This is a genomic window from Plasticicumulans lactativorans, from assembly GCF_004341245.1.
Classification (GTDB): Bacteria; Pseudomonadota; Gammaproteobacteria; order Competibacterales; family Competibacteraceae; genus Plasticicumulans_A; species Plasticicumulans_A lactativorans.
The window spans coordinates 237,113-259,967 of the sequence record NZ_SLWY01000002.1 but is presented as its reverse complement, the minus strand read 5'-3'; the positions used below and the strand labels follow the sequence as shown (position 1 = coordinate 259,967).

The 22,855-nt window shown below is 71.5% G+C and carries 17 protein-coding genes and 1 pseudogene; 3 read left to right on the top strand and 15 right to left on the bottom strand.

The features are described from left to right. Window positions 1–176: 176 nt before the first annotated feature. The 5 genes from kdsA to rdgC form a co-directional block, all read right to left on the bottom strand. Window positions 177–1,010 (bottom strand): 3-deoxy-8-phosphooctulonate synthase, encoded by an 834-nt coding sequence (gene kdsA / locus EV699_RS02300; protein ID WP_132538526.1) that lies wholly within the window; start codon window positions 1,008–1,010, stop codon window positions 177–179. Next, complete coding sequence (locus EV699_RS02295) at window positions 1,007–2,638, bottom strand: CTP synthase (RefSeq protein ID WP_207922983.1); 1,632 nt, start codon at window positions 2,636–2,638, stop codon at window positions 1,007–1,009. The genes kdsA and EV699_RS02295 overlap by 4 nt, the downstream gene beginning before the upstream one ends. 108 nt (window positions 2,639–2,746) lie before the next feature. Then, a complete protein-coding gene (gene tilS / locus EV699_RS02290) occupies window positions 2,747–4,132 on the bottom strand; it encodes a tRNA lysidine(34) synthetase TilS (RefSeq protein WP_165903994.1) in 1,386 nt (461 codons plus the stop codon). 26 nt (window positions 4,133–4,158) lie between these two features. Beyond that, window positions 4,159–5,121 carry an acetyl-CoA carboxylase carboxyl transferase subunit alpha gene (gene accA, locus EV699_RS02285; RefSeq protein WP_132538522.1) on the bottom strand — a complete coding sequence of 321 codons (963 nt, stop codon included), beginning with the start codon at window positions 5,119–5,121 and terminating at the stop codon, window positions 4,159–4,161. 97 nt (window positions 5,122–5,218) lie between these two features. Then, window positions 5,219–6,130, bottom strand: a complete 912-nt coding sequence (rdgC, locus tag EV699_RS02280; RefSeq protein WP_132538520.1) for a recombination-associated protein RdgC — start codon at window positions 6,128–6,130, stop codon at window positions 5,219–5,221. Window positions 6,131–6,334: 204 nt separating this feature from the next. On the opposite strand from rdgC, the gene EV699_RS02275 reads away from it, so the two are divergent. Beyond that, window positions 6,335–6,709 (top strand): phasin family protein, encoded by a 375-nt coding sequence (locus EV699_RS02275; RefSeq protein WP_165903993.1) that lies wholly within the window; start codon window positions 6,335–6,337, stop codon window positions 6,707–6,709. A gap of 110 nt (window positions 6,710–6,819) precedes the next feature. Here the strand turns inward: EV699_RS02275 and glgC are convergent, their stop codons facing one another. Beyond that, complete coding sequence (glgC, locus tag EV699_RS02270; protein ID WP_132538516.1) at window positions 6,820–8,112, bottom strand: glucose-1-phosphate adenylyltransferase; 1,293 nt, start codon at window positions 8,110–8,112, stop codon at window positions 6,820–6,822. Window positions 8,113–8,299: 187 nt separating this feature from the next. Between glgC and EV699_RS02265 the strand changes: the two genes are divergently transcribed. Beyond that, window positions 8,300–8,497, top strand: a complete 198-nt coding sequence (locus EV699_RS02265; protein ID WP_132538514.1) for a helix-turn-helix domain-containing protein — start codon at window positions 8,300–8,302, stop codon at window positions 8,495–8,497. 65 nt (window positions 8,498–8,562) lie between these two features. Here the strand turns inward: EV699_RS02265 and purL are convergent, their stop codons facing one another. The 9 genes and pseudogenes from purL to EV699_RS02220 form a co-directional block, all read right to left on the bottom strand. Continuing rightward, window positions 8,563–12,444, bottom strand: a complete 3,882-nt coding sequence (gene purL / locus EV699_RS02260; protein WP_132538512.1) for a phosphoribosylformylglycinamidine synthase — start codon at window positions 12,442–12,444, stop codon at window positions 8,563–8,565. A 90-nt stretch (window positions 12,445–12,534) separates the two neighbouring features. Beyond that, window positions 12,535–12,675, bottom strand: a pseudogene (locus EV699_RS02255) (excalibur calcium-binding domain-containing protein); the annotation flags it as partial. A 178-nt stretch (window positions 12,676–12,853) separates the two neighbouring features. Then, window positions 12,854–13,714, bottom strand: coding sequence for a prephenate dehydrogenase (locus tag EV699_RS02250; protein WP_132538558.1), 861 nt, complete (start codon window positions 13,712–13,714; stop codon window positions 12,854–12,856). A gap of 83 nt (window positions 13,715–13,797) precedes the next feature. Continuing rightward, window positions 13,798–14,919, bottom strand: a complete 1,122-nt coding sequence (gene hisC, locus EV699_RS02245) for a histidinol-phosphate transaminase (protein WP_132538510.1) — start codon at window positions 14,917–14,919, stop codon at window positions 13,798–13,800. A 224-nt stretch (window positions 14,920–15,143) separates the two neighbouring features. Then, entirely contained in the window at window positions 15,144–16,238 is a 1,095-nt protein-coding gene (gene pheA, locus EV699_RS02240) for a prephenate dehydratase (RefSeq protein ID WP_132538508.1), read from the bottom strand. Window positions 16,239–16,257: 19 nt separating this feature from the next. Continuing rightward, complete coding sequence (serC, locus tag EV699_RS02235) at window positions 16,258–17,340, bottom strand: 3-phosphoserine/phosphohydroxythreonine transaminase (RefSeq protein ID WP_132538506.1); 1,083 nt, start codon at window positions 17,338–17,340, stop codon at window positions 16,258–16,260. Window positions 17,341–17,396: 56 nt separating this feature from the next. Further along, window positions 17,397–20,033, bottom strand: a complete 2,637-nt coding sequence (gene gyrA, locus EV699_RS02230) for a DNA gyrase subunit A (protein WP_132538504.1) — start codon at window positions 20,031–20,033, stop codon at window positions 17,397–17,399. 104 nt (window positions 20,034–20,137) lie between these two features. Beyond that, a complete protein-coding gene (gene mtnA, locus EV699_RS02225) occupies window positions 20,138–21,187 on the bottom strand; it encodes an S-methyl-5-thioribose-1-phosphate isomerase (protein WP_132538502.1) in 1,050 nt (349 codons plus the stop codon). Between the two features lie 129 nt (window positions 21,188–21,316). After that, window positions 21,317–22,015 carry a response regulator transcription factor gene (locus EV699_RS02220; RefSeq protein WP_132538500.1) on the bottom strand — a complete coding sequence of 233 codons (699 nt, stop codon included), beginning with the start codon at window positions 22,013–22,015 and terminating at the stop codon, window positions 21,317–21,319. Between the two features lie 237 nt (window positions 22,016–22,252). On the opposite strand from EV699_RS02220, the gene EV699_RS20400 reads away from it, so the two are divergent. Continuing rightward, window positions 22,253–22,810 (top strand): OmpA family protein, encoded by a 558-nt coding sequence (locus tag EV699_RS20400; RefSeq protein ID WP_132538498.1) that lies wholly within the window; start codon window positions 22,253–22,255, stop codon window positions 22,808–22,810. The last annotated feature ends 45 nt before the right edge of the window (window positions 22,811–22,855 follow it).

Here is a 22,855-nt window from a genome sequence, read left to right as displayed (position 1 = left end):
CCCCCGAGGCCAGCTCGATCTCCACCTGCACGGTGGGGTTGCCGCGCGAATCCAGTATCTCGCGACCATGAATCGTCTTGATGGCGGACATGCGAAAGGCTCCTCGGTGTGTTTGTCGTGTGGACGGGCCGGGCGTCACCGGCACGGAGCGAACCGCCCCACGCCGGTGCGCACGGCTAGAGCTGCATTTCCGGAAAGCCGCAGCGCTTCACGGCGCGGTCGAGTTCGACCAGGGTTTCGAGCAGTGCCCGCATGCGGCCGAGCGGCCAGGCATTGGGGCCGTCGGACAGGGCCTGGTCGGGATTCGGATGGGTCTCCATGAACACGCCGGCGACGCCGGCGGCGACCGCGGCGCGGGCGAGCACCGGCACGAACTCGCGCTGCCCGCCCGAGGAGGTGCCCTGCCCGCCCGGCAGCTGCACCGAGTGCGTGGCGTCGAACACCACCGGGCAGCCGGTGTCGCGCATCACCGCGAGCGAGCGCATGTCCGACACCAGGTTGTTGTAGCCGAAACTCACGCCGCGCTCGCAGACCATCACCTGCTCGTTGCCGACGGCCTTGGCCTTGGCGGCGACGTGCTTCATGTCCCAGGGGGCGAGGAACTGGCCCTTCTTGATGTTCACCGGGCGCCCGGCGCGCGCGACGTTCTGGATGAAGTTGGTCTGGCGGCAGAGGAAGGCCGGCGTCTGCAGCACGTCGACGACCGCGGCGACCTCGGCGAGCGGGGTGTCCTCGTGCACGTCGGTGAGCACCGGCACGCCGAGCTCGCGCTTGACCTTCTCCAGGATCTTCAGCCCCGCCTCCATCCCCGGCCCGCGGTAGCTCGCGTGCGAGGAACGGTTGGCCTTGTCGAAGGAGCTCTTGTAGATGAAGGGCACGCCGAGCTCGGCGGCGATCGCCTGCAGCTCGCCGGCGGTGTCGAGCGCGAGCCCCTCGGATTCGATCACGCAGGGCCCGGCGATCAGGAACAGCGGCCGGTCGAGGCCGACCTCGAAACCACAGAGATTCATCGGGTCTCCTTGCGATACGTGGCCGCGCCCTTGACGAACGCCTCGAACAGCGGATGCCCGTAGCGCGGCGTGGAGGTGAATTCGGGGTGGAACTGGCAGGCGAGGAACCAGGGGTGATCGCGCAGCTCGATCATCTCCACCAGGTTGCCGTCGACCGAGAAGCCGCTGAAGCCCAGCCCCGCCTTTTCCAGCAACGGCCGGTAGCCGTCGTTGAACTCGTAGCGGTGGCGGTGGCGCTCGCAGATCTCGTCCCTGCCGTACACCGCGTGGGCGAGCGTGCCGGGCACCAGGCGCGCCGGCTGCGCGCCGAGGCGCATGGTGCCGCCGAGGTCGGAATCCTCGCTGCGCCGCTCGACCGCGCCCTCCTGCGTGGTCCACTCGGTGATCAGCGCGATCACCGGGTGCGTGGCGTTCTTGCGGAACTCCGTGGAATGCGCCCCGTCGAGCCCGGCGACGTTGCGGGCGAACTCGATCACCGCCACCTGCAGGCCGAGGCAGATCCCCAGGTAGGGCACGCGCCGCTCGCGCGCGAGGCGCACCGCGGCGATCTTGCCTTCGACGCCGCGCTCGCCGAACCCGCCGGGCACCAGGATGGCATCCATGCCGGCGAGGCAGGCGGTGCCTTCGCGCTCCACCGCCTCGGAGTCGACGTAGTGGATGCGGACCTTGTGCCCGGTGTGGAAGCCGGCGTGGAACAGCGCCTCGTTCAGCGACTTGTAGGCGTCGACGAGGTCGACGTACTTGCCGACCATGGCGATGTCGATCCCGTCCTGCGCGGCCTCGATCTGCGCGACGACGCGCCCCCACTCGCCGAGGTCGGCGGGGTCGGCGCGCAGGCCGAGCTTCTGGCAGGCGACGTCGTCGAGCCCCTGCTGGTGCAGCATCAGCGGGATGCGGTAGATGGTGTCGGCGTCGACCGCGCTGAACACCGCCTTGGCCTCGACGTTGGTGAACAGCGCGATCTTGCGCCGCTCCTCGGCCGGGATCTCGCGCTCCGAGCGGCACAGCAGGATGTCGGGCTGGATGCCGATCGAGCGCAGCTCCTTCACCGAGTGCTGGGTCGGCTTGGTCTTGAGCTCGCCGGCCGAGGCGATGTACGGCAGGAGCGTCAGGTGCATGAACAGCGCGCGCTCGCGGCCGAGCTCGACGCCCATCTGGCGGATCGCCTCGAGGAACGGCAGCGATTCGATGTCGCCGACGGTGCCGCCGATCTCGACCATGACGACGTCGGCATCGCCGGCGCCGAGGCGGATGCAGCGCTTGATCTCGTCGGTGATGTGCGGGATCACCTGCACCGTGCCGCCGAGGTAGTCGCCGCGGCGCTCCTTGCGGATCACGTTCTCGTAGATGCGCCCGGTGGTGAAGTTGTTGCGCCGGCTCGCCGTCATGCGCACGAAGCGCTCGTAGTGACCGAGGTCGAGGTCGGTCTCGGCGCCGTCCTCGGTCACGTACACCTCGCCGTGCTGGAACGGGCTCATCGTGCCCGGATCGACGTTGATGTACGGGTCGAGCTTGATCATCGTGACCTTGAGGCCACGCGCTTCGAGGATGGCCGCGAGCGAGGCTGCCGCGATGCCCTTGCCGAGCGACGAAACGACACCGCCGGTGATGAAGATGAATCGGGTCATGAGGAGGGTCCAGGCCCGCGCCGGGGCGGGCTCAGAGGGGCTCGGAAGGGCGCCGATGGTAGCGGAAGCGGCCCGCCAATGCCATGCGGCCGGCGCCGCCGCGACGGCTCAGGCGAGGTAGCACGCGCCGTCGAGGCCCGCCGCCGCCGGGTACCATTCGAGCACCCAGCCGGCCTCGCCGGCGCCCGCCGCCCACTCCGCGGCCACGCCGACCCCGGGGATCGCGATCGGCGCGCCGGTCGCCTCGGCGCACAGCAGGGGCCAGGCCTCGCGCCACCACGGCGGCACCCCCGCGGCGTGCAGCCATTTCTTCAGCGGCGCCCCCGCCCGCCGCGCCGGCCGGAACGCCACCGCGCCCACCGCGGCGCGGCTGCGCAGCCACAGCGCGGCGTCGCCGAGGCGCGCGGCGGCCAGGCCGGCGCCGACGGCGCGCCGCAGGCGCAGCTCGCCGACGCCGTCCCGCCGCCACGCCTGCCCGCGCGGCGCGTCCCAGCGCGCCCCGGCGGCGGCGAAGGTGCGCAGCGCCGCCGGCTGCGGGAAGGCGTACAGGCTCCCGCCGTGGCGGTGCAGCTCCCACCCCGCCCAGGCCGACACCGGCTGCGCATCGCGCCGCGCCGCGGCCACGTCGTCGAGCATCGCCTGCAGCTGTGCCGCCGACGGCGCGGGGGCGCCGAGCCCGGCGAGCCACGCCCGCAGGGCCGCACGCGCGCGCAGCGACGGCCATGGCCGCAGCCCCTGCAGCGGCAGCGACGCGCCGGCCCCGAGCGCCGCGAGGTCGGCCGCCGCCTGCGTGCGCAGCGCCTCGGCCGCCTCGGCGCAGAGGCCGGCGGCACGCGCCAGCGTGTGGCCGAGCGCGGGCCAGCGCGCCTGCAGCGCCGGCATCACCGCCGCGCGCAGGTAGCTGCGATCGTAGTCGGGGCAGGTGTTGGCCGGGTCGTCGATCCACACGAGCCCGCGCGCCGCGGCCCATCGATGCAGCTGCGTGCGCGGCACGTCGAGCAGCGGGCGCCAGTGCCGCCCGGTACCGAACGCGGCGTCGCGCGGCATCGCCGCGAGGCCCTGCGGGCCGGCGCCGCGCAGCAGTTGCAGCAGCACGGTCTCGGCCTGATCGTCCTGCTGGTGGGCGGTGAGCAGGGCCGTGGTGGCGTCGACGCCGGCGGCGAGCGCCGCGTAGCGCGCCACGCGCGCCGCCGCCTCCGGGCTCTCGCCGGGACGCGGGCGGGCATCGACGGCGAGCACGTGGCAGCTCACCCCGAGCGCGGCGGCGCGCGCCACGCAGTCGCGCGCCCACGCCGCCGACTGCGCATGCCAGCCGTGGTCGACGTGCACGGCATCGAGCGTGCATCCGGGGAACGCGTCGCGTGCCTGCGCGAGCAGGTGCAGCAGCACGCTGGAATCGAGGCCGCCGCTGAAGGCCAGGCGCAGGCGCCGCACCTGCGGGTGGGCGGCCAGCAGCGTGGCGAGGGCGTGCAGCGGCGCGGCGAGCGCGGACACGCCGTGCCGCCCGCCCGGGAGGCGGCTCAATCCTTCGTGGTGAACTGGCCGTAGCGCATCAGCCGCGCGTAGCGGCGTTCGAGCAGCGCGTCGGCGTCCAGCCGCTCGAGTTCGCCGAGCGCGGCGATCAGCGCATCGCGCACCCGCGCCGCGGTGAGCGGCAGGTCGCGGTGCGCGGCGCCGAGCGGTTCGGGGATGACTTCGTCGATGAGGTCGAGCTTCTTCAGGTGGTCGGCGGTGATGCCCATCGCCGCGGCGGCATCCGGTGCCTTGTCGGCGCTCTTCCAGAGGATCGATGCGCAGCCCTCGGGCGAGATCACCGAGTAGGTGCTGTACTGCAGCATCAGCACGCGGTCGCCGACGCCGATCGCCAGCGCGCCGCCGGAGCCGCCCTCGCCGATCACGGTGCACAGCACCGGCACGCGCAGCCCGGCCATCACGAACAGGTTGCGCGCGATCGCCTCGCTCTGCCCGCGCTCCTCGGCGCCCACGCCCGGGTAGGCGCCGGGGGTGTCGATGAAGGTGACGATGGGCAGCCCGAAGCGCTCGGCGAGCTGCATCAGGCGCAGCGCCTTGCGGTAGCCCTCGGGGCGCGGCATGCCGAAATTGCGCCTGAGCTTCTCCTTGGTGTCGCGGCCCTTCTGGTGGCCGAGCAGCAGCACCGGGCGGCCGGCGAGGCGCGCCAGCCCGCCGACGATGGCGGCGTCGTCGGCGTAGGCGCGGTCGCCGTGCAGTTCCTCGAAGTCGGTGAACACGTGCTCGATGTAGTCGAGCGTGTAGGGCCGCTGCGGGTGCCGCGCGATCTGCGACACCTGCCACGGCGTCAGCGACTTGAAGATGGTCTCGGTGAGCTCCTTGCTCTTGGCTTCGAGCCGCTGCATCTCGTCGGTGATGCAGAGGTCCTGGTCGGTGCAGAGCTTGCGCAGTTCTTCGAGCTTCGCCTCCAGCTCCGCGATCGGCTGTTCGAAGTCGAGGAAGTTCATGTTCATGATCGGATTCGCACGCCCGCGGCTCGAAACGAGCGCGCTAGTGTAGCGGCGTTTCGCCGGGCGACAACCGCCGCGCGGCGCGCCGCCGGGAATGGCGTCAGGCGCGTGGCGCCTCGCCGCCGAAGGCCTCGACCAGCGCCGGCAGGAAGCGCGCGAGCTCGCCGGTCATCAGCGCGAAACGGGCGTCGAGCTCCTCGGCGAGGCTCTCGGCGCGGGTGTCCTCGAGCTGCTCCTGGACCACGTCGAGGAAGCGCAGGCGGCGCACCGCGAGGTCGTCGCCGAGCACGCAGGCGAGGCGCTCGTTCCACTGCACGGCGAGGCGCGTGACCTGCTTGCCGGCGGCGAGGTGGGTCGCGATCTCCTCGCCGGCGAGGTCCTGGCCCTTGCAGCGCACCACGCCGCCCTCCTCGCCGCCGTCGCGCAGCTCGCACTCGTCCTCGAGCACGAAGCCCGCCGCCGGCCCCTCGCCGCGCAGCCAGCCCGTCATCACCGCGCTCGGCGCGACGGCGACGCGCAGCGGCGCCACCGGCAGCGTGCCGAGGGTCTTGCGCAGCGTGCCGGTGAAGTCGTCGACCTGCCTGGGCGAGGTGACCGACAGCACCAGCCAGCCGCCGCGCGGATCGAGGTAGGCGTAGGCGCGGCGGCGGCGCACGAAGGCGCGCGGCAGCAGTTCCTGGATCACCGCGTCCTTGAGCTCGGCCTTCTCGCGACGGCCGAGCTTGCGGGCCTCGCGCTCCTCGAGCTCCTGCACGCGCTCGTCGAGCACGTCGCGGATCACCGAGGCGGGCAGCAGCTTGTCCTCGGTCTGCAGGCAGACGAGCACGTAACCGCCGGCGGCATGCGCCAGCGGCGCGCCCTCGCCGCCGATAGGCGCGATCCAGCCGCGGCTGCTCAGGTCCTGTCCGCCGCAGGGGCGGAACGGCGCGCGCGCCAGCGCCTCGGTGAGTTCCTCGGGGCTCTGCGTGCAGGGTTCGGTGAAGCGTTGCAGGGCCAGGCTCTTGAACCACATCGGACGGGCTACCTCGATCGAAAGGGCGCGCATCATACGGATGCCGTCCCGCCATCGCCAAACCGTCACGCGCCCGCGCTAGTGTCTACCCACCTTTCCAGGCCACTGGAAAATTCCCTGACAGCGATATTGCAAAGCAGCATCGACCTGTCTATGCTGCTCCGCAACATGTTCGATCCACCCCCCCATAGCGAGGATGCAACCATGTCCGACGTGTTCGCCACCGCCCTGGAGCAGTACAAGACCTTCGTCGCCCCCGTCGTCAAGGCCAACAAGCTGGCCGTCGCCGGCTTCGAGAAGCTGGTCGCCTTCCAGTTCGCCACCGCCCAGAGCTATGCCGACCTGTCGCTGGCGCGCCTGAAGGCCGCCGCCGAGGTCGAGGACGTCAAGGGCCTGCAGGCGTTCTACACCGCGCAGCTCGACACCGTCGCCGCGCTGCGCCAGAAGCTGCTCGACGACGCCAAGGCGCTCACCGACCTGGGCAACGGCTTCAAGGCCGAGTTCGACAAGCTCGCCGAGGAAACCGCCGCCGAGCTGCCGAAGGCCGTGCAAGCGCTGGCCCCCCGCCAGGCCGCCTGAGTCGACGCGCCTGCGGGCGCGGCGTCTCCCCAACCGCCGCCCGGCCCCGCCGGGCGGCGGTTTCGTTTTGCGCGCCGCCCGCGCTGCCACGACAGGGGCGGCGCGGGCGCTCAGCGGCGCGTGATGATGTCCTCGGCGCGCACATAGTGCAGCGCCTGCCCGAGCATCTCGGGCGTCACCAGCACCACCCCCTTCGGGCTGACGATGAAGCGTCGCCGGTCGGCCTCGGCGTCGAAGCCGATCTCCATGCCGGTGGGGATCCGGCAGCCGCGGTCGACCACCGCCTTGCGGATCCGGCAATGCCGCGCCACGTCCACGCCCGGCAGCAGCACCGAGTCCTCGATGCGCGAGTACGAGTGCACGTACACCTTCGAGAACAGCAGCGAGTGCAGCACCTCGGAGCCCGAGATCACGCAGCCCCCCGAGACCATCGAGCGGATCGCCACGCCGGTCCGCCCCGGCTCGTGGAACAGGAACTTGGCCGGCGGCAGTTGCGCCTGGTGGGTGAGGATCGGCCACTCCTCGTCGTAGATGTCGAGCACCGGATGGGTCTCCAGCAGCTCCATGTTCGCCTCCCAGAAGGCGTCGACGGTGCCGACGTCACGCCAGTAGGGCTGGCGCCCGGTGCTCGGGTCGCGGAACGGGTAAGCGTGGACGCGGTGCTCGGCGAGCAGCGAGGGGATCACGTCGATGCTGAAGTCGTGCTTCGACTCCGGGTTGTCGGCGTCGCGGATCAGGTGCTCGAACAGGAACTCGGTGTTGAACACGTAGTTGCCCATCGACGCCAGCGCCACGCCGGGGCGGCCGGGGATGCACTCCGGCTGTTCGGGCTTCTCGGTGAAGCTCGTCACGCGGTTGTCGGCGTCGACCGACATCACGCCGAACGCGCGCGCCTCCTCGCAGGGCACCTCGATGCACGCCACGGTCATGTCGGCGCCCTTCTCGACGTGGTAGGCGATCATCGGACCGTAGTCCATCTTGTAGACGTGGTCGCCGGCCAGCACCAGCACGAAGCGCGGCTTGTGGTTCCGGATGATGTCGAGGTTCTGGTAGACGGCGTCGGCGGTGCCCGCGTACCACTCCTTCGAGTAGCGCTGCGAGGCCGGCAGGATCTCGACGAACTCGCCGAGGTCCCCCTTCAGCGAGCCCCAGGCGTTCACCAGGTGGCGGATCAGCGAGTACGACTTGTACTGCGTCAGCACGCAGACCCGGCGGATGCCGGAGTTCATGCAGTTGGACAGCGGGAAGTCGATGATGCGGAACTTGCCGCCGAAGTACACGCCCGGCTTGGCGCGCCAGCGCACCAGGTCCTGCAGGCGCCCGCCGCTGCCGCCGGCGAGGATCAGCGCGAGGGTGTCGCGGGTGAGACGGCTGACGTAGCGTGGATTGATGACGAGATCCATGCCCTTCCCCGGGGTGCTGGTGGGTGGGTCGCGGTGTGGCGGTCGCCGCATCTTAACAACCCTGTCGCCGCATCGCTGCGGGCGCGGGGCGCGGGAGCATGCCGGCGCGCGGCGATTCTGCTAGCGTGCCGCCCTTCGGCCGCCTCCGGGCCGAGCCCGCACGTCACGCCCCACAGGGATCCGTCCGATGCCGCCATCCCCCGACACGATCAAGCCCTCGGCCATGTACTCGCGCGCGAGCGCCGCGCGCCTGCTCGGCGTGCACCAGCACTCTGTGGACGCCTGGATCGCCGCGGGCAAGCTGCACGAAAGCGACCCCGGCTCCCCCTGGCCGCTGAGCGGCGCCGACCTGCTGCGCTTCCTCGACGAGAACGGCGCGGCCTGAGAGCCCGCGCACGCGCGGCGGCGGGGTGGCACGGCCGCCCCTGATGCCGCGGCGCGGCCGGGGCGTCAGCCGAGCCAGCGACGGGCGTTACGGAACATGCGCAGCCACGGCCCGTCCTCGCCCCACCCGGCCGGGCGCCACGAGTGCTGCACGCTGCGGAACACCCGCTCCGGGTGCGGCATCATGATCGTGAAGCGTCCGTCGCGCGTGGTGAGGCCGGTGATGCCACCGGGCGAGCCGTTCGGGTTGGCCGGGTAGCGCTCGGTGGCGCGCCCGCGGTTGTCGACGAAGCGCAGCGTGGCGACCTCCGCCGACAGCACCTTGCGGGCGCCCGAGTCGGAGCGGAACTCGGCCCGCCCTTCGCCGTGCGCCACCGCCACCGGCAGCCGCGAACCCTCCATGCCGGCGAGGAACAGCGACGGCGACAGCAGCACCTCGACCAGCGCGAGGCGCGCCTCGAACTGCTCCACGCGGTTGCGCACGAAACGCGGCCACAGCTCGGCACCGCTGATCAGCTCGCGCAGGTTCGAGAACATCTGGCAGCCGTTGCACACGCCGAGGCCGAAGCTGTCGCCACGCGCGAAGAAGGCCGCGAACTCGTCGCGCGCCCGCGCGTTGAACAGGATCGACTTGGCCCAGCCCTCGCCGGCGCCGAGCACGTCGCCGTAGGAGAAGCCGCCGCAGGCGACCAGCCCGGCGAAGCTCGCCAGGCTGACGCGGCCGTCGATGATGTCGCTCATGTGCACGTCGACCGCGGCGAAGCCGGCGCGGTCGAAGGCCGCTGCCATTTCCACCTGCCCGTTCACCCCCTGCTCGCGCAGGATCGCCACGCGCGGGCGCACGCCGCCCGCGAGGTACGGCGCGGCGACGTCGTCGGTCGGATCGAAGCCGAGCTGCGCGTGCAGGCCGGGATCGGCAGGGTCGCACGCCGCCTCGAAGGCCTCGCGCGCGCACTCGGGGTGATCGCGCAGCGCCTGCAGCCGGTAGCTGGTCTCCGACCACAGCCGGCGCAGCTCGGCGCGCGGGCGGTCGAGCACGGCGACGCCGCCGTGCAGCAGCGTGACGCGGTCGCTGGCGTTGGGGACGCCGATCACGTGGCTGCACGGCCCCAGCCCGGCCGCGGCCAGGCGCGCCAGCACCGCGTTGCGGTCGGCCGCGCGCACCTGCAGCACCGCGCCCAGTTCCTCGTTGCAGGCGGCGGCGAGCGGGTCGTCGCCGAGATCGTCGAGCAGCGCGGTGATGCCGCAGCCGCTGGCAAAGGCCATCTCGCACAGCGTCACCAGCAGGCCGCCGTCGGAGCGGTCGTGGTAGGCCAGCAGCTGGTCGTGGTCGTGGAAGTCCTGTACCGCGTCGAAGAAGTGCTTGAGGTCGGTCGGCTCGTCGAGATCGGGCACGTGCTCGCCGAGCTGCCCGTAGACCTGCGCCAGCGCCGAGCCGCCGAGACGGTTCGCGCCGCGGCCGAGGTCGACCAGGATCAGGTCGGTGTCGCCGCAGTCACGCCGCAGCTGCGGAGTCACGCACTTGCGCACGTCGGGCACCGGGGCGAAGGCCGAGACGATCAGCGACAGCGGCGCGGTCACCCGTCGCGCCTCGCCCTGCTCCTCCCAGCGCGTCTGCATCGACAGCGAGTCCTTGCCCACCGGGATGGCGAGCCCGAGCGCCGGGCAGAGTTCGAGGCCCACGGCGCGCACGGTGTCGAACAGGTGCGCGTCCTCGCCGGGGTGGCCAGCGGCGGCCATCCAGTTCGCCGACAGGCGCACGTCGCCGAGGCGGCGCAGGCTCGCCGCGGCGATGTTGGTGATCGCCTCGCCGATCGCCATGCGCCCCGAGGCCGGCGCGTCGAGCACCGCGAGCGGCGTGCGCTCGCCCATCGCCATCGCCTCGCCGCTGTAGCCGGTGTAGTCGGCGAGGGTCACCGCGCAGTCGGCCACCGGCACCTGCCAGGGGCCGACCATCGGGTCGCGCGCGACCAGGCCGGTGACGGTGCGATCGCCGATGGTGATCAGGAAGCTCTTGTCGGCCACCGCCGGCAGGCGCAGCACGCGCTCGGCGGCGGCGTCGAGGCTGACTCCCGCGAGCGCGAGCGGGGTGCCGGTGACGGCCTCGCGGCGCACGTCGCGCAGCATCTTCGGCGGCTTGCCGAGCAGCACGTTCATCGGCAGGTCGATCGGCGTATTGCCGAAGCAGGCGTCGCGCACCACCAGCTGCTCGCTCTCGGTGGCGCTGCCGAGCACCGCGTAGGGGCAGCGCTCGCGCGCGCAGAGCGCCTCGAAGGTGGCGAGGCCCTCGGCCGCCACCGCGAGCACGTAGCGCTCCTGCGACTCGTTGCACCAGAGCTCGAGCGGCGACAGGCCGGGGTCGTCGCTCGGCACCTCGCGCAGCTCGAAGTCGCCGCCGCGCCCGGCGCCGTGGACGATCTCGGGCACGGCGTTGGACAGGCCGCCAGCACCGACGTCGTGGATCGCCAGGATCGGGTTGGCCTCGCCGAGCGCGACGCAGCGGTCGATGACCTCCTGCGCGCGGCGCTGCATCTCCGGGTTGCCGCGCTGCACCGAGGCGAAGTCGAGGTCCTCGCTCGACGCCCCGGTGGCCATGCTCGACGCCGCGCCGCCGCCGAGGCCGATCAGCATCGCCGGCCCGCCGAGCACGACGATCGCGCTGCCCTCGGGCAGCTCGGCCTTGGCGACCAGCGCCTCGCGGATGTTGCCGAGGCCGCCGGCGATCATGATCGGCTTGTGGTAACCGCGCCGTTCGCCGTCCGGCCCGGTCGCCTCGAAGGTGCGGAAGTAGCCGCACAGGTTGGGGCGGCCGAACTCGTTGTTGAACGCCGCCGCACCGATCGGGCCTTCGAGCATGATCGAAAGCGCGCTGGCGATGCGCCCCGGGCGGCCGTGGTCGACCTCCCACGGCTGCTCGAAGCCGGGGATGCGCAGGTTCGACACCGAGAAGCCGCACAGCCCGGCCTTGGGCTTGGAGCCGCGCCCGGTGGCGCCCTCGTCGCGGATCTCGCCGCCGGCGCCGGTCGCCGCGCCGGGGAAGGGCGAGATCGCGGTGGGGTGGTTGTGGGTCTCCACCTTCATCAGGATGTGCGCCGGCTCGCGGTGGGCGCGGTACTCGCCGCTGCCGGGCTGCGGCGCGAAGCGCTCGGCGCGGAAGCCCTCGATCACCGCCGCGTTGTCGGCATAGGCCGAGAGCACGCCCTCGGGCGCGTGCCGGTAGGTGTTCTTGATCATGCCGAACAGCGACGCCTCCTGCGCCTCGCCGTCGACGATCCAGTCGGCGTTGAAGATCTTGTGCCGGCAGTGCTCGGAGTTGGCCTGCGCGAACATCATCAGCTCGACGTCGTGCGGGTTGCGCCCGAGCCGCACGAAGTTGTCGAGCAGGTAGTCGATCTCGTCCTCCGACAGCGCGAGGCCGAGCCCGCGGTTGGCCGCCTCCAGCGCCGCACGACCGCCGCCGAGCACGTCCACGGCGACCAGCAGGCGCGGGTCCGCGTGCACGAACAGCTGCGCCGGGTCGGCATCGGTGTCGAGCACCGCCTCGACCATGCGGTCGTGCAGCAGCGCCGCCACCGCGGCGCGTTCGCCGGCGGCGAGCGCGGGCTCGGCGTCCACCCACCACGCCACGCCGCGCTCGATGCGCGTGACCCGCGCAAGGCCGCAGGCGTGCGCGATGTCGGTGGCCTTCGACGACCACGGCGAGATCGTCCCCGGGCGCGGCACCACGCGGAAATCCGCCTCGCGGTGCGGCGCCTGCACGCTCGCGCTCGGCCCGTAGTGCAGCAGCCGTTCGAGCACCGTGCGGTCGTGGGTGGTCAGGGCACCGTCGACGAAGTGTTCGAACTCCGCGTACAGCCCGCGCACCGCGGGTACGCGCGCCTGCACGGTGCGCAGCAACTGCTCCAGACGGAAGGCGGACAGCGCGGGGGAACCACGGAAACGCAGCATGGCGGGCTCTCGGGAGACAGGGCCGGGAAGGCCGCGGATTGTAACGGAAGCGCCCGGCAGGCGCCGCTCAGGCGCCGAGCGCATCCTGTATCAGTGGCACCACTGGCTCTCGCACGGAATGCCGTCCCCGTCGCCGTCCATCTGCGTTCCAGGGCAGTTGCGCAGAAAGAAGGTCGCTTCGTCGCACGAGCGCATCTGCGAGCAGTACGTGCGACCGTCACAGCTGAAGGATGGCGTCGTCACACGCTTCAGAACCGGCGCAGCGGCAGGAACGGTCGCTGCCGCTGCGGGCGACGGCGGTCCCAGCAGCACGCGCAGGCCGCCCGTCGGGCGCGAAGTCTCGAAAGCGAACCACGCGCCGCCGCCAACGACGGCAATGGCGATCAGCGTACCCAGCTTCATCGCGCCCTCACTCGCGGTAGAAGTTGTCGCGCGCGTGCTTGGCGCGGCGGAAGGTCTCGAAGACCGTGCGCTCGTCGCCGCGGGCGAGGGCCTCGCGCAGGCGCGTGAGCGTGCCGATGTACTCGTCGATGACCTCGACCAGGCACTCGCGGTTGGCGAGGCAGATGTCGCGCCACATCGCCGGGTCCGACGAGGAGATGCGCGTGAAGTCGCGGAAGCCGCCGGCGGCGAAGCGGAAGATCTCGGCGCGGTCGTCCATGCTCGCGAGCGTGTCGACCACGGTGTAGGCGAGCACGTGCGGCAGATGGCTGGTCGCCGCCAGCACCTCGTCATGATGGCGGATGCCCATTTCGACCACCTCGGCGCCGGTCGCCTGCCACATCGCGCGCACCCGGTCGACGGCCTCCGCGGCGCTCTCCACGTGCGGGGTGAGGATCACGCGCCGGCGCTCGAACAGCTCGGCGAAGGAGGCCTCGACCCCGCTCTTCTCGGTGCCGGCGACCGGGTGGCCGGGCACGAAGCGCTCGGGCAGCGTGCCGAACACGGCTTCGGCGTCCGCGACCACGCAGCCCTTGGCGCTGCCGACGTCGGTGAGCACGGCGTGCGGCGCGAGGTGATCGCGGATCGCGCCGAACACGGCGCGCATCGCCGACACCGGCGTGCCCACCACGACCATGTCGGCGCCGGCGACCGCGGCCGCCGGGTCGTCGGTGTAGCGGTCGATCACGCCGAGCGCGACCGCGCGTTCGAGCTGCTCGACGTTGCGGCCGCAGCCGACCACCTCGCCCACCACCTGCGCACGCTTCAGCGCGCGCGCCAGCGAGCCGCCGATGAGGCCGACGCCGATGACGGCGAGGCGCGGGATCAGGACCTCGGTACTCACGGTAATTCCTCTCGTTGATGCGCCGCGGGGCGCCGGTCGCGGCCCCGCGGCGGGACGGGTGCGGCGGCTCAGGCGGCGAGCACCTCGGCGAGCGCGCGCAGGCACACGGCGTTCTCACGCTCGCTGCCGACGGTGATGCGCAGGAAATCCGGCAGCGCGTAGTTGTCGACCGGACGCAGGATCACGCCCCTGGGTAGCAGCGCCTGGAATACCTGCCGGCCGCTGCGCCCGACGTTCACGCACAGGAAGTTGCCGGCCGAGGGCAGCCAGCCCAGCCCGAGCGCGCGCAGGCCGTCCTGCAGCTGGCGCATGCCGGCACGGTTGAGCTCGACGCTGCGGGCGATGAACGCGGTGTCGTCGAGTGCAGCCGTGGCCGCGGCCAGCGCCGGCAGGCTGACGTTGAACGGCATGCGCGCGCGGTTCAGCAGGTCGGTGACCTGCGGGTGGGCGAAGGCGTAGCCGACGCGCAGCCCGGCGAGCCCGTAGGCCTTGGAAAAGGTGCGGCTGACGACGAGGTTGGGGTGGCGTTCGAGCCAGGCCAGGCTGGGTGCGACCTGCTCCGGCGCCATGTATTCGACGTAGGCCTCGTCGAGCACCACGACGACGTGCTCGGGCAGCTCGCGCAGGAAGCCTTCGAGTTCGGCCGGCGCGAGCCAGGTGCCGGTGGGGTTGTTCGGGTTGGCGATGAAGACGACCTTGGTGCGGCTGCCGATGGCCGCGCGCATCGCCGCCAGATCGTGCCCGTAGGCCATCGCGTGCCCGGCCGGCAGCGCCGGCACCGACACGCCGCGGCCGCCGGCGGTCTGCGTGGCGATCGGGTAGACCGCGAAGGCGTGGTCGGAGTACACCGCCTCGTCGCCGGGGGTCAGGAAGGCGCGCGCGACCAGGTCGAGGATGTCGTTGGAGCCGGCGCCGAGGGTGATGCGCGCGGTCTCGACGCCGTACTTCGCCGCCAGCGCGCGCTTCAGCTCGAAGCCGTTGCCGTCCGGGTAACGGGCGATCTCGGCCAGCGCGGCCTGCGCCGCGGCCAGCCCCAGCGGGCTCGGGCCCAGCGGGTTTTCGTTCGACGCGAGCTTGATCACCTCGGCGAGGCCGTACTCGCGCTTGATCTCGCTCTCGGGCCGGCCCGGCACATAGGGCGACAGGGTGCGCACACCGGGCGCGGCTTGGGCAAAGAAATCGCAGGACATCGGTTCCACCCGTTCTCGATGGTTGGCGCCCGCCGGTCGCGCAGCGCGCCGGCGGATCGGTCAGGTTTCGCGGCGCGCACCGGGAGCGGCGGCAGCGGACGCCCACACTACCCGAGCCGGCCCCGCGCCGAAGCCCCCGCTGCACGCCGCCGCGCGGCCGCGGCGACGCGCCGTCAAGCGCACGCTACGGCCGCCGGCCGCCCGGCGTGCCGCGCAAGCGCGCGTCAGAGCACGCCCTTGGGGTAGGAGCCGAGGATGCGGAACAGGCTCGCCTCCTGCTTCAGCTCGGACAGCGCGGTGGCGACGAGCGGCTCCTCGCAATGGCCGTCGAAGTCGATGAAGAACACGTAGTCCCACATGCCCTTGCGCGAGGGCCGCGACTCGATGCGCGTCATCGTCAGGCCGTGCTCGGCCAGCGGCGCCAGCAGCGCCTGCAGCGAGCCCGGGCGGTTGTACGAGGACACCAGCAGCGTGGTGCGGTCGTCGCCCGACGGCGGGATCGGCTGCTGGCCGATGATCAGGAAGCGCGTGGTGTTGTCCGGCTGGTCCTCGATGTTTCCGGCGAGGATCGGCAGCTGGTAGATGTCGATCGCCCCCTGCCCGGTGATGCACGCCGAGCCGGGCTCGTTCAGCGCGATGCGCGCGGCCTCGGCGTTCGAGGCCACCGGCACGCGCGGCACGTGCGGCAGGTTGAGGTCGAGCCACTCGCGGCACTGCGCGAGCGATTGCTGGTGCGAATAGATGCGCGTGATCGCCTTGACGTCGTCGACGAAGCCGCACAGGTGGTGATGGATGCGCAGCTGCACCTCGCCGCAGATGTTCAGCGAGGACAGCAGGAACATGTCGAGGGTGTGGTTGACCACGCCCTCGGTGGAGTTCTCGACCGGCACCACGCCGTAGTCGACCACGCCGCTCTCGACCTCGCGGAACACCTCGTCGATCGCGCGCAGCGGCACGGTGATCGCGCTGTGGCCGAAATGCTTGAACGCCGCCGCCTGGGTGAAGGTGCCCTCGGGGCCGAGGAAGGCGATGCGCAGCGGGCGCTCGAGCGCGAGGCAGGCCGACATGATCTCGCGGAACAGCCGCCCCACCTCCTCGCTGCTGAGCGGGCCGGGGTTGTCGTCCATCACCCGGCGCAGCACCTGGGCCTCGCGCTCGGGGCGGTAGAACACGGCGTCCTTGGCGCCGCCGAACGCCTGCTTGACCCGCGCCACGTCCTGCGCGCAGCGCGCGCGCTGCGAGATGAGGTCGAGGATCTGGCGGTCGATCGCGTCGATGCGGTTGCGGATCGCCAGCAACTGCTCCTGCTCGGTGGCCATGCGTCGTGCGCCCCCCGTTTCAGCCGTGCCGCTGCGCGAAATCGCGCATGTAGGCGATCAGGGCATCGACGCCGGCCTCCGGCATCGCGTTGTACAGGCTCGCGCGCATGCCGCCGACGATGCGGTGGCCGGCGAGGTTGTGCAGCCCGGCGGCCTGCGCCCCCTGCAGGAAGCGCGCGTCGAGCGATTCGTCGGCGAGGCGGAACGGCACGTTCATCCACGAGCGGCTCGCCACCTCGACCGGGTTGACGTAGAAGCCCGAGGCGTCGATGTACGCGTAGAGCTTGCGCGCCTTGCGGGCGTTGCGCTCCGCCATCGCCGGCAGCCCGCCCTGCGCCAGCAGCCACTCGAAGATCAGCCCGGCGAGGTACCAGCCGAAGGTCGGCGGCGTGTTGTACATCGAGCCGTTCCTGGCGAACACCGCATAGTCGAGCATCGTCGGGCAGGCCGCGCGGGCACGCCCGAGCAGGTCCTCGCGCACGATCACCAGCGTCAGCCCGGCCGGGCCGATGTTCTTCTGCGCGCCGGCGTAGATCAGCCCGAAGCGGCTGACGTCGATCGGCCGCGACAGGATGGTCGACGACATGTCGGCGACCAGCGGCCTGCCACCGACGTCCGGCGGTTCGTGGAACTCGACGCCGACGATGGTCTCGTTCGGCGTGTAGTGGACGTAGGCGGCATCCGGATCGAGCCGCCACGCCGCCCGCGGCGGGATGCCGGTGTAGTGCGTGGCACGGCTGCTCGCGACCACGTTGACGCGCCCGAAGCGCGCGGCCTCCTCGATCGCCTTGTCCGACCAGGTGCCGGTGTCGAGGTAGTCGGCCGAGCCGCCTTCGGGCAGCAGGTTCAGCGGCACCATCGCGAACTGCTGCGAGGCGCCGCCCTGCACGAACAGCACGCGGTAGTCGGCGGGCACGTCGAGCAGCCGCCGCAGGTCGGCCTCGGCCTTCTCGGCGATGCCGACGAAGTCCTTGCCGCGATGCGACATCTCCATCACCGACAGGCCGTGGCCGTGCCAGTCGAGCAGTTCGTCGCGCGCCCGTTCGAGGACGGCCTCCGGCAGCACCGCCGGACCGGCACTGAAGTTGAACACCCTGGTCATCACCGCTGGCCCTTCTGCTGTTGGGGCGACGGCCGCGCACCGGCGCCCGCGGCCCTTCATTTGCCGATGTCGCCGTTCGCCTCACCGGCGGGCTCGCCGTCGAGCGCCGCCTCGTCGTCGCCCTCGGCCTCGACCTTCTCGATCGCGATCACCCGCTCGCCGTCCTGCACCGCGATGAGCTTGACGCCCTGGGTGTTGCGCGACAACCGCGAGATCTCGGCGGCACGCGTGCGCACCAGGGTGCCGGCATCGGTGATCAGCATCACGTCCTGCGCCGACTCGACCTGCAGCGCGCCGACCACGCAGCCGTTGCGCTCGCTGGTCTGGATCGAGATCACGCCCTGGCCGCCGCGCCCGCGCAGCGGGTAGTCCTCCGGCGGCGTGCGCTTGCCGTAACCGTTCTCGGTGACGGTGAGGATGTCACCGTCGGCCCCCACCACCACCAGCGCGATCACCCGCGCGCTGCGGTCGACGGCATCCTCGTCGACCTCGCCTTCCTCGCGCTCCTCCTCCTTGAAGCGGATGCCGCGCACGCCCGCGGTGTTGCGCCCCATCGCCCGCACCTCGTCCTCGGAGAAGCGGATCGCCTTGCCGGCATCGGTGAACAGCATGATGTCGCGCCGGCCGTCGGTGATCGCGACGTCGACGAGCTCGTCGCCGGCGTGCAGGTCGATGGCGATGATGCCGGCGGTGCGCGGGCGCGAGTACTCGGACAGCGGCGTCTTCTTGACGGTGCCGGCGCTGGTGGCGAAGAACAGGAACTGCTCCTCGCCGAACTCGCGCACCGGCTGCACGGCGCTGATGCGCTCGTCCGCGGCGAGCGGCAGCAGGTTCACCAGCGGCTTGCCGCGCGCCACGCGCGAGGCCTGCGGCAGTTCGTAGACCTTGATCCAGTAGCAGCGGCCGAGGTTGGAGAAGCACAGCAGCGTGTCGTGGGTGTTGGCGATGAACAGCTTGTCGATGAAGTCCTCGTCCTTCATCGCCGTGGCCGACTTGCCGCGGCCGCCGCGGCGCTGCGCGCGGTAGTCGGTGAGCGGCTGCGCCTTGGCGTAGCCGGCGTGCGACAGCGTGACGACCATGTCCTCCTGGCTGATCAGGTCCTCGAGCGTGAGGTCGATCTCGGCCGGCTGGATCACGCTGCGCCGCGGGTCGCCGAACGCGGCCTTCAGCGCACCGAGCTCGTCGCGGATCACCTGCATCAGGCGCTCGACGCTGCCGAGGATGTCGAGCAGGTCGGCGACGCGCTCGAGCAGTTCGCGGTACTCGTCGTGGATCTTGTCCTGCTCCAGCCCGGTGAGGCGGTGCAGGCGCAGGTCGAGGATGGCCTGGGCCTGCACCGTCGACAGGCGGTAGCCGCCGGCGTCCAGGCCGAGCCCGTCGGCGAGGTCGTCGGGGCGCGAGGCCGCGGCGCCGGCGCGCGCGAGCATCGCGGTGACCGCGCCGGCCTCCCAGCGGCGGCCGAGCAGCCCCTCGCGCGCCTCGACCGGCGTCGGCGAGCGGCGGATCAGCTCGATCATCGGATCGAGGTTGGCGAGCGCGACGGCGAGCCCTTCGAGGATGTGGGCGCGTTCGCGCGCCTTGCGCAGCTCGTAGAGGGTGCGCCGCGTGACCACCTCGCGGCGGTGGCGCAGGAAGGCCTCGAGCACCTGCTTGAGGTTGAGCAGGCGCGGCTGGCCGTCGACCAGCGCCACCATGTTGATGCCGAACACGCTCTGCATCGGCGTGTGCTGGAACAGGTTGTTCAGCACCACCTCGGGCACCTCGCCGCGGCGCAGCTCGATCACCATGCGCATGCCGTCCTTGTCGGACTCGTCGCGCAGCTCGGCGATGCCCTCGAGCTTCTTCTCGCGCACCAGCTCGGCGATCTTCTCGAGCAGCCGCGCCTTGTTCACCTGGTAGGGCAGCTCGGTGACGATCAGCGCCTGGCGACCGCTGCGCTCGTCGGTCTCGACGTGGTGGCGCGCCCGCACGTAGACGCGCCCGCGGCCGGTCTGGTAGGCGTCGCGGATGCCGCGGGTGCCGTTGATGATGCCCGCGGTCGGGAAGTCCGGCCCCGGCAGGTAGTGCATCAACTCGTTGACGCCGAGCTCGGGGTGCTCGATCAGCGCGATGCAGGCGTCGACCACCTCGCCGAGGTTGTGCGGCGGGATGTTGGTCGCCATGCCGACCGCGATGCCCGAGGAACCGTTCACCAGCAGGTTCGGCACCCGCGTCGGGAACACCGTGGGCTCGCGCTCGGACTCGTCGTAGTTGGGCTGGAAGTCGACGGTTTCCTTGTCGAGGTCGGCGAGCAGTTCGTGCGCGATGCGGCTCATGCGCACTTCGGTGTAGCGCATCGCCGCGGGCGCGTCGCCGTCGACCGAACCGAAGTTGCCCTGGCCGTCGACCAGCATGTAGCGCATCGAGAACGGCTGGGCCATGCGCACGATGGTGTCGTACACCGCGGTGTCGCCGTGCGGGTGGTACTTGCCGATCACGTCGCCGACCACGCGTGCCGACTTCTTGTACGGCCGGTTCCAGTCGTTGCCGAGCTCCTGCATCGCGTACAGCACGCGCCGGTGCACGGGCTTGAGGCCGTCGCGCACGTCGGGCAGCGCGCGGCCGATGATCACGCTCATCGCGTAATCGAGATACGACTGCTTCATCTCGTCTTCGAGATTGACCGGCAGGACTTCTTTGGCGAAATCGACCATGGAGCGGGGTCCTGGAACACACGGGGCACGGGACCGTGGGGGGCCCGCGCGAAGGGGCGGCACTATAGCACAGGCGGCCCCGGCCGGCCGCCGCGGGGGCGACCTCAGCCCGCCAGCAGCGCCGCCATGCCGGCGGCATCGGGGGCGTGCACCACGCCGCGTTCGGTGACGATGGCGTCGATCAGCGCCGCCGGCGTGACGTCGAAGGCCGGGTTCCACGCGCCGGCACCGGCGGCGGCGACGCGCGCGCCGGCGAGGTCGAGTACCTCCGCGGCCGGGCGCTCCTCGATCGGGATGCCGGCACCGTCGGCGAGGCTCATGTCGATGGTCGACACCGGCGCCACCACCATGAACCCCACCCCGTGCTGGCGCGCCAGCACGGCGAGGCCGTAGGTGCCGATCTTGTTGGCGGTGTCGCCGTTGGCGGCGATGCGGTCGGCACCGACGATCACCCAGCGCACCCGCCCCTGGCACAGCAGGTACGCCGCCGCGCCGTCGGCGAGCAGGGTCACCGGGATGCCGTCCCGCACCAGTTCCCACGCGGTGAGGCGCGCGCCCTGCAGCCACGGGCGGGTCTCGCCGGCGTAGACCGCGTCGATGCGCCCGGCGGCATGGGCGGTGCGGATCACGCCGAGCGCGGTGCCGAAACCGCCGGTGGCGAGCGAGCCGGCGTTGCAGTGCGTGAGCACGCTGCCGCCGGCCTCGATCAGCGCCGCCCCCAGCGCGCCCATGCGGCGGTTGGCGGCGATGTCCTCGGCGAGGATGGCGTTGGCCTCGGCCAGCAGCCGCGGGCACGGATCGCCCTCCGGGGCGCGCTCGATGGTCGCGCGCATGCGCGCGACCGCCCAGGACAGGTTGACCGCGGTCGGCCGCGCCGCGGCGAGCAGGTCGAGGTCGGCGCCGATCCGCGCACGCCAGCCGGCCGGGGCCTCGGCGAAGCGTGCACGCGCGGCCAGCACCACGCCGTAGGCCGCCGCGATGCCGATCGCCGGGGCGCCGCGCACGACCATGTCGCGTATCGCCTGCGCCACGCCGGCCGCCGTGCCGAGGCGCAGCCGCCGTTCGACGGCGGGCAGCAGGCGCTGATCGAGCAACTCCAGCGCATCGTCGTTCCAGACCACCGCGCGGATGCGGTCGTGGGCATGCTCGGACATGGGGGCAGTTCCGTTAACGCGAGAGAAACCCGGTTCGCGTACAAAGTACGCCGGTTCCGAAAAGGCGACGGCCCCACCCCACCCGACGGTGGCCGGGGCCGTCGACAACAACAAGCGGGGACGGGCGGTTCAGTTCAGCGGGGGCTCCACGGGTTCGAGCCTGTAGCCGTGCTGATACACCGCCTTCAGTTGCCAGCCGTGCTCGGGGCGCAAATCCAGTTTGTTGCGAATGCGGCTGACATGAGTATCCACGGTACGCGTATTGATGTCGGGGCTGCGCCCCCACACGCTTTCGAGAATGTGGCCTCGCGACAACACCCGCCCGGCGCCGCGGAACAGGAACAGCGCGAGGTCGAACTCCTTCTGCGTGAGCTCGATGGCCCTGCCCTGGAGCGCGACGTTGCGCGTCAGCAGGTCGATCGAGTAGTCACCGAAGTCGAGCACCCGCACGGCGTCGTCCTGCGGGATCGCGCGCCGCAGCACCGCCTTGATGCGGGCGAGCATCTCACCGCGCTTGACCGGCTTGGTCATGTAGTCGTCGGCGCCGGAGTTCAGCGCCTCGACGATGTCCTTCTCCTCGTCCCGACCGGTCACGAACAGCACCGGCATGGGCCAGTCGACGTGCTCGCGGATCCAGCGCAGCACCTGCAGGCCGTCGGTGTCGGGGAGCATCCAGTCGAGCACCACCAAGTCATAGGAATCGCGACCAAGTTCGCGGATCAGGGCCTTGCCAAGGCCGAACACCTGAGTGTCGTGGCCCGCCTCGGCAAGCCACGCCCGCATCATCTCGGCCTGCGCACGATCATCCTCGAGCAGCGCAACGCGCACCGTAGACCTCCCGTTGGAAAGCAGCTAAGAAGCGTTATTTCCGAAACAACACCTTTTGCAATTCTGACACAGAGGTGTATCATTGCAAACTAGGCAGCCTTAAAGTTTCCGACTTAATCGGCCCCTGCTTGGATATACTGGTAGGGAACAACTTTAACCCTTGGACTTCGCTTGAAGTACTCATTCCGGCGGGCTCTCCCACCCGGATTTCGTTTGCGATTCATTGGAGGTTAGACGATGAAACTTGATCTGAACAAACTCGCCCTCGCCGTGGCCGCCGCCGTCGCGATCGCGGCCGCCCTGCCGGCCCAGGCCGCCGATCCGGTCGTCACCGACCCCTACGGCAAGCCGGTCAAGGATCCGTACGGCAAGTGCGTGCTGTCCATCGGCGGCGTCGAGCACCCCGAGTGCGGTGCTCCGCAGATGGTCAAGTCGCCGATCTCGATGAGCCTCAGCGCCGATGCCAACTTCGACTTCAACAAGGCGGTGCTGAAGCCCGCCGGCAAGGCCTCGATCGACAAGCTCGCCGCCGACATCAAGGGCAAGGCCAAGGTCAACAGCATCGAGCTCGTCGGCCACACCGACAGCATCGGCTCGGACGCCTACAACCAGCGTCTGTCCGAGCGTCGCGCCGACGCCGTCAAGACCTACCTGATCGAGAAGGGCGTCAACCCCGCGCTGATCACCGCGAAGGGCATGGGCGAGCGTCAGCCGATCGCCTCGAACAAGACCGCGGAAGGCCGTGCGCAGAACCGTCGCGTCGAGATCACCGTCGACGCCGAAGCGCTCAAGTAAGCGCCTCGCACCGCAACCAGCCCCGGCCCTGCGCCGGGGTTTTTT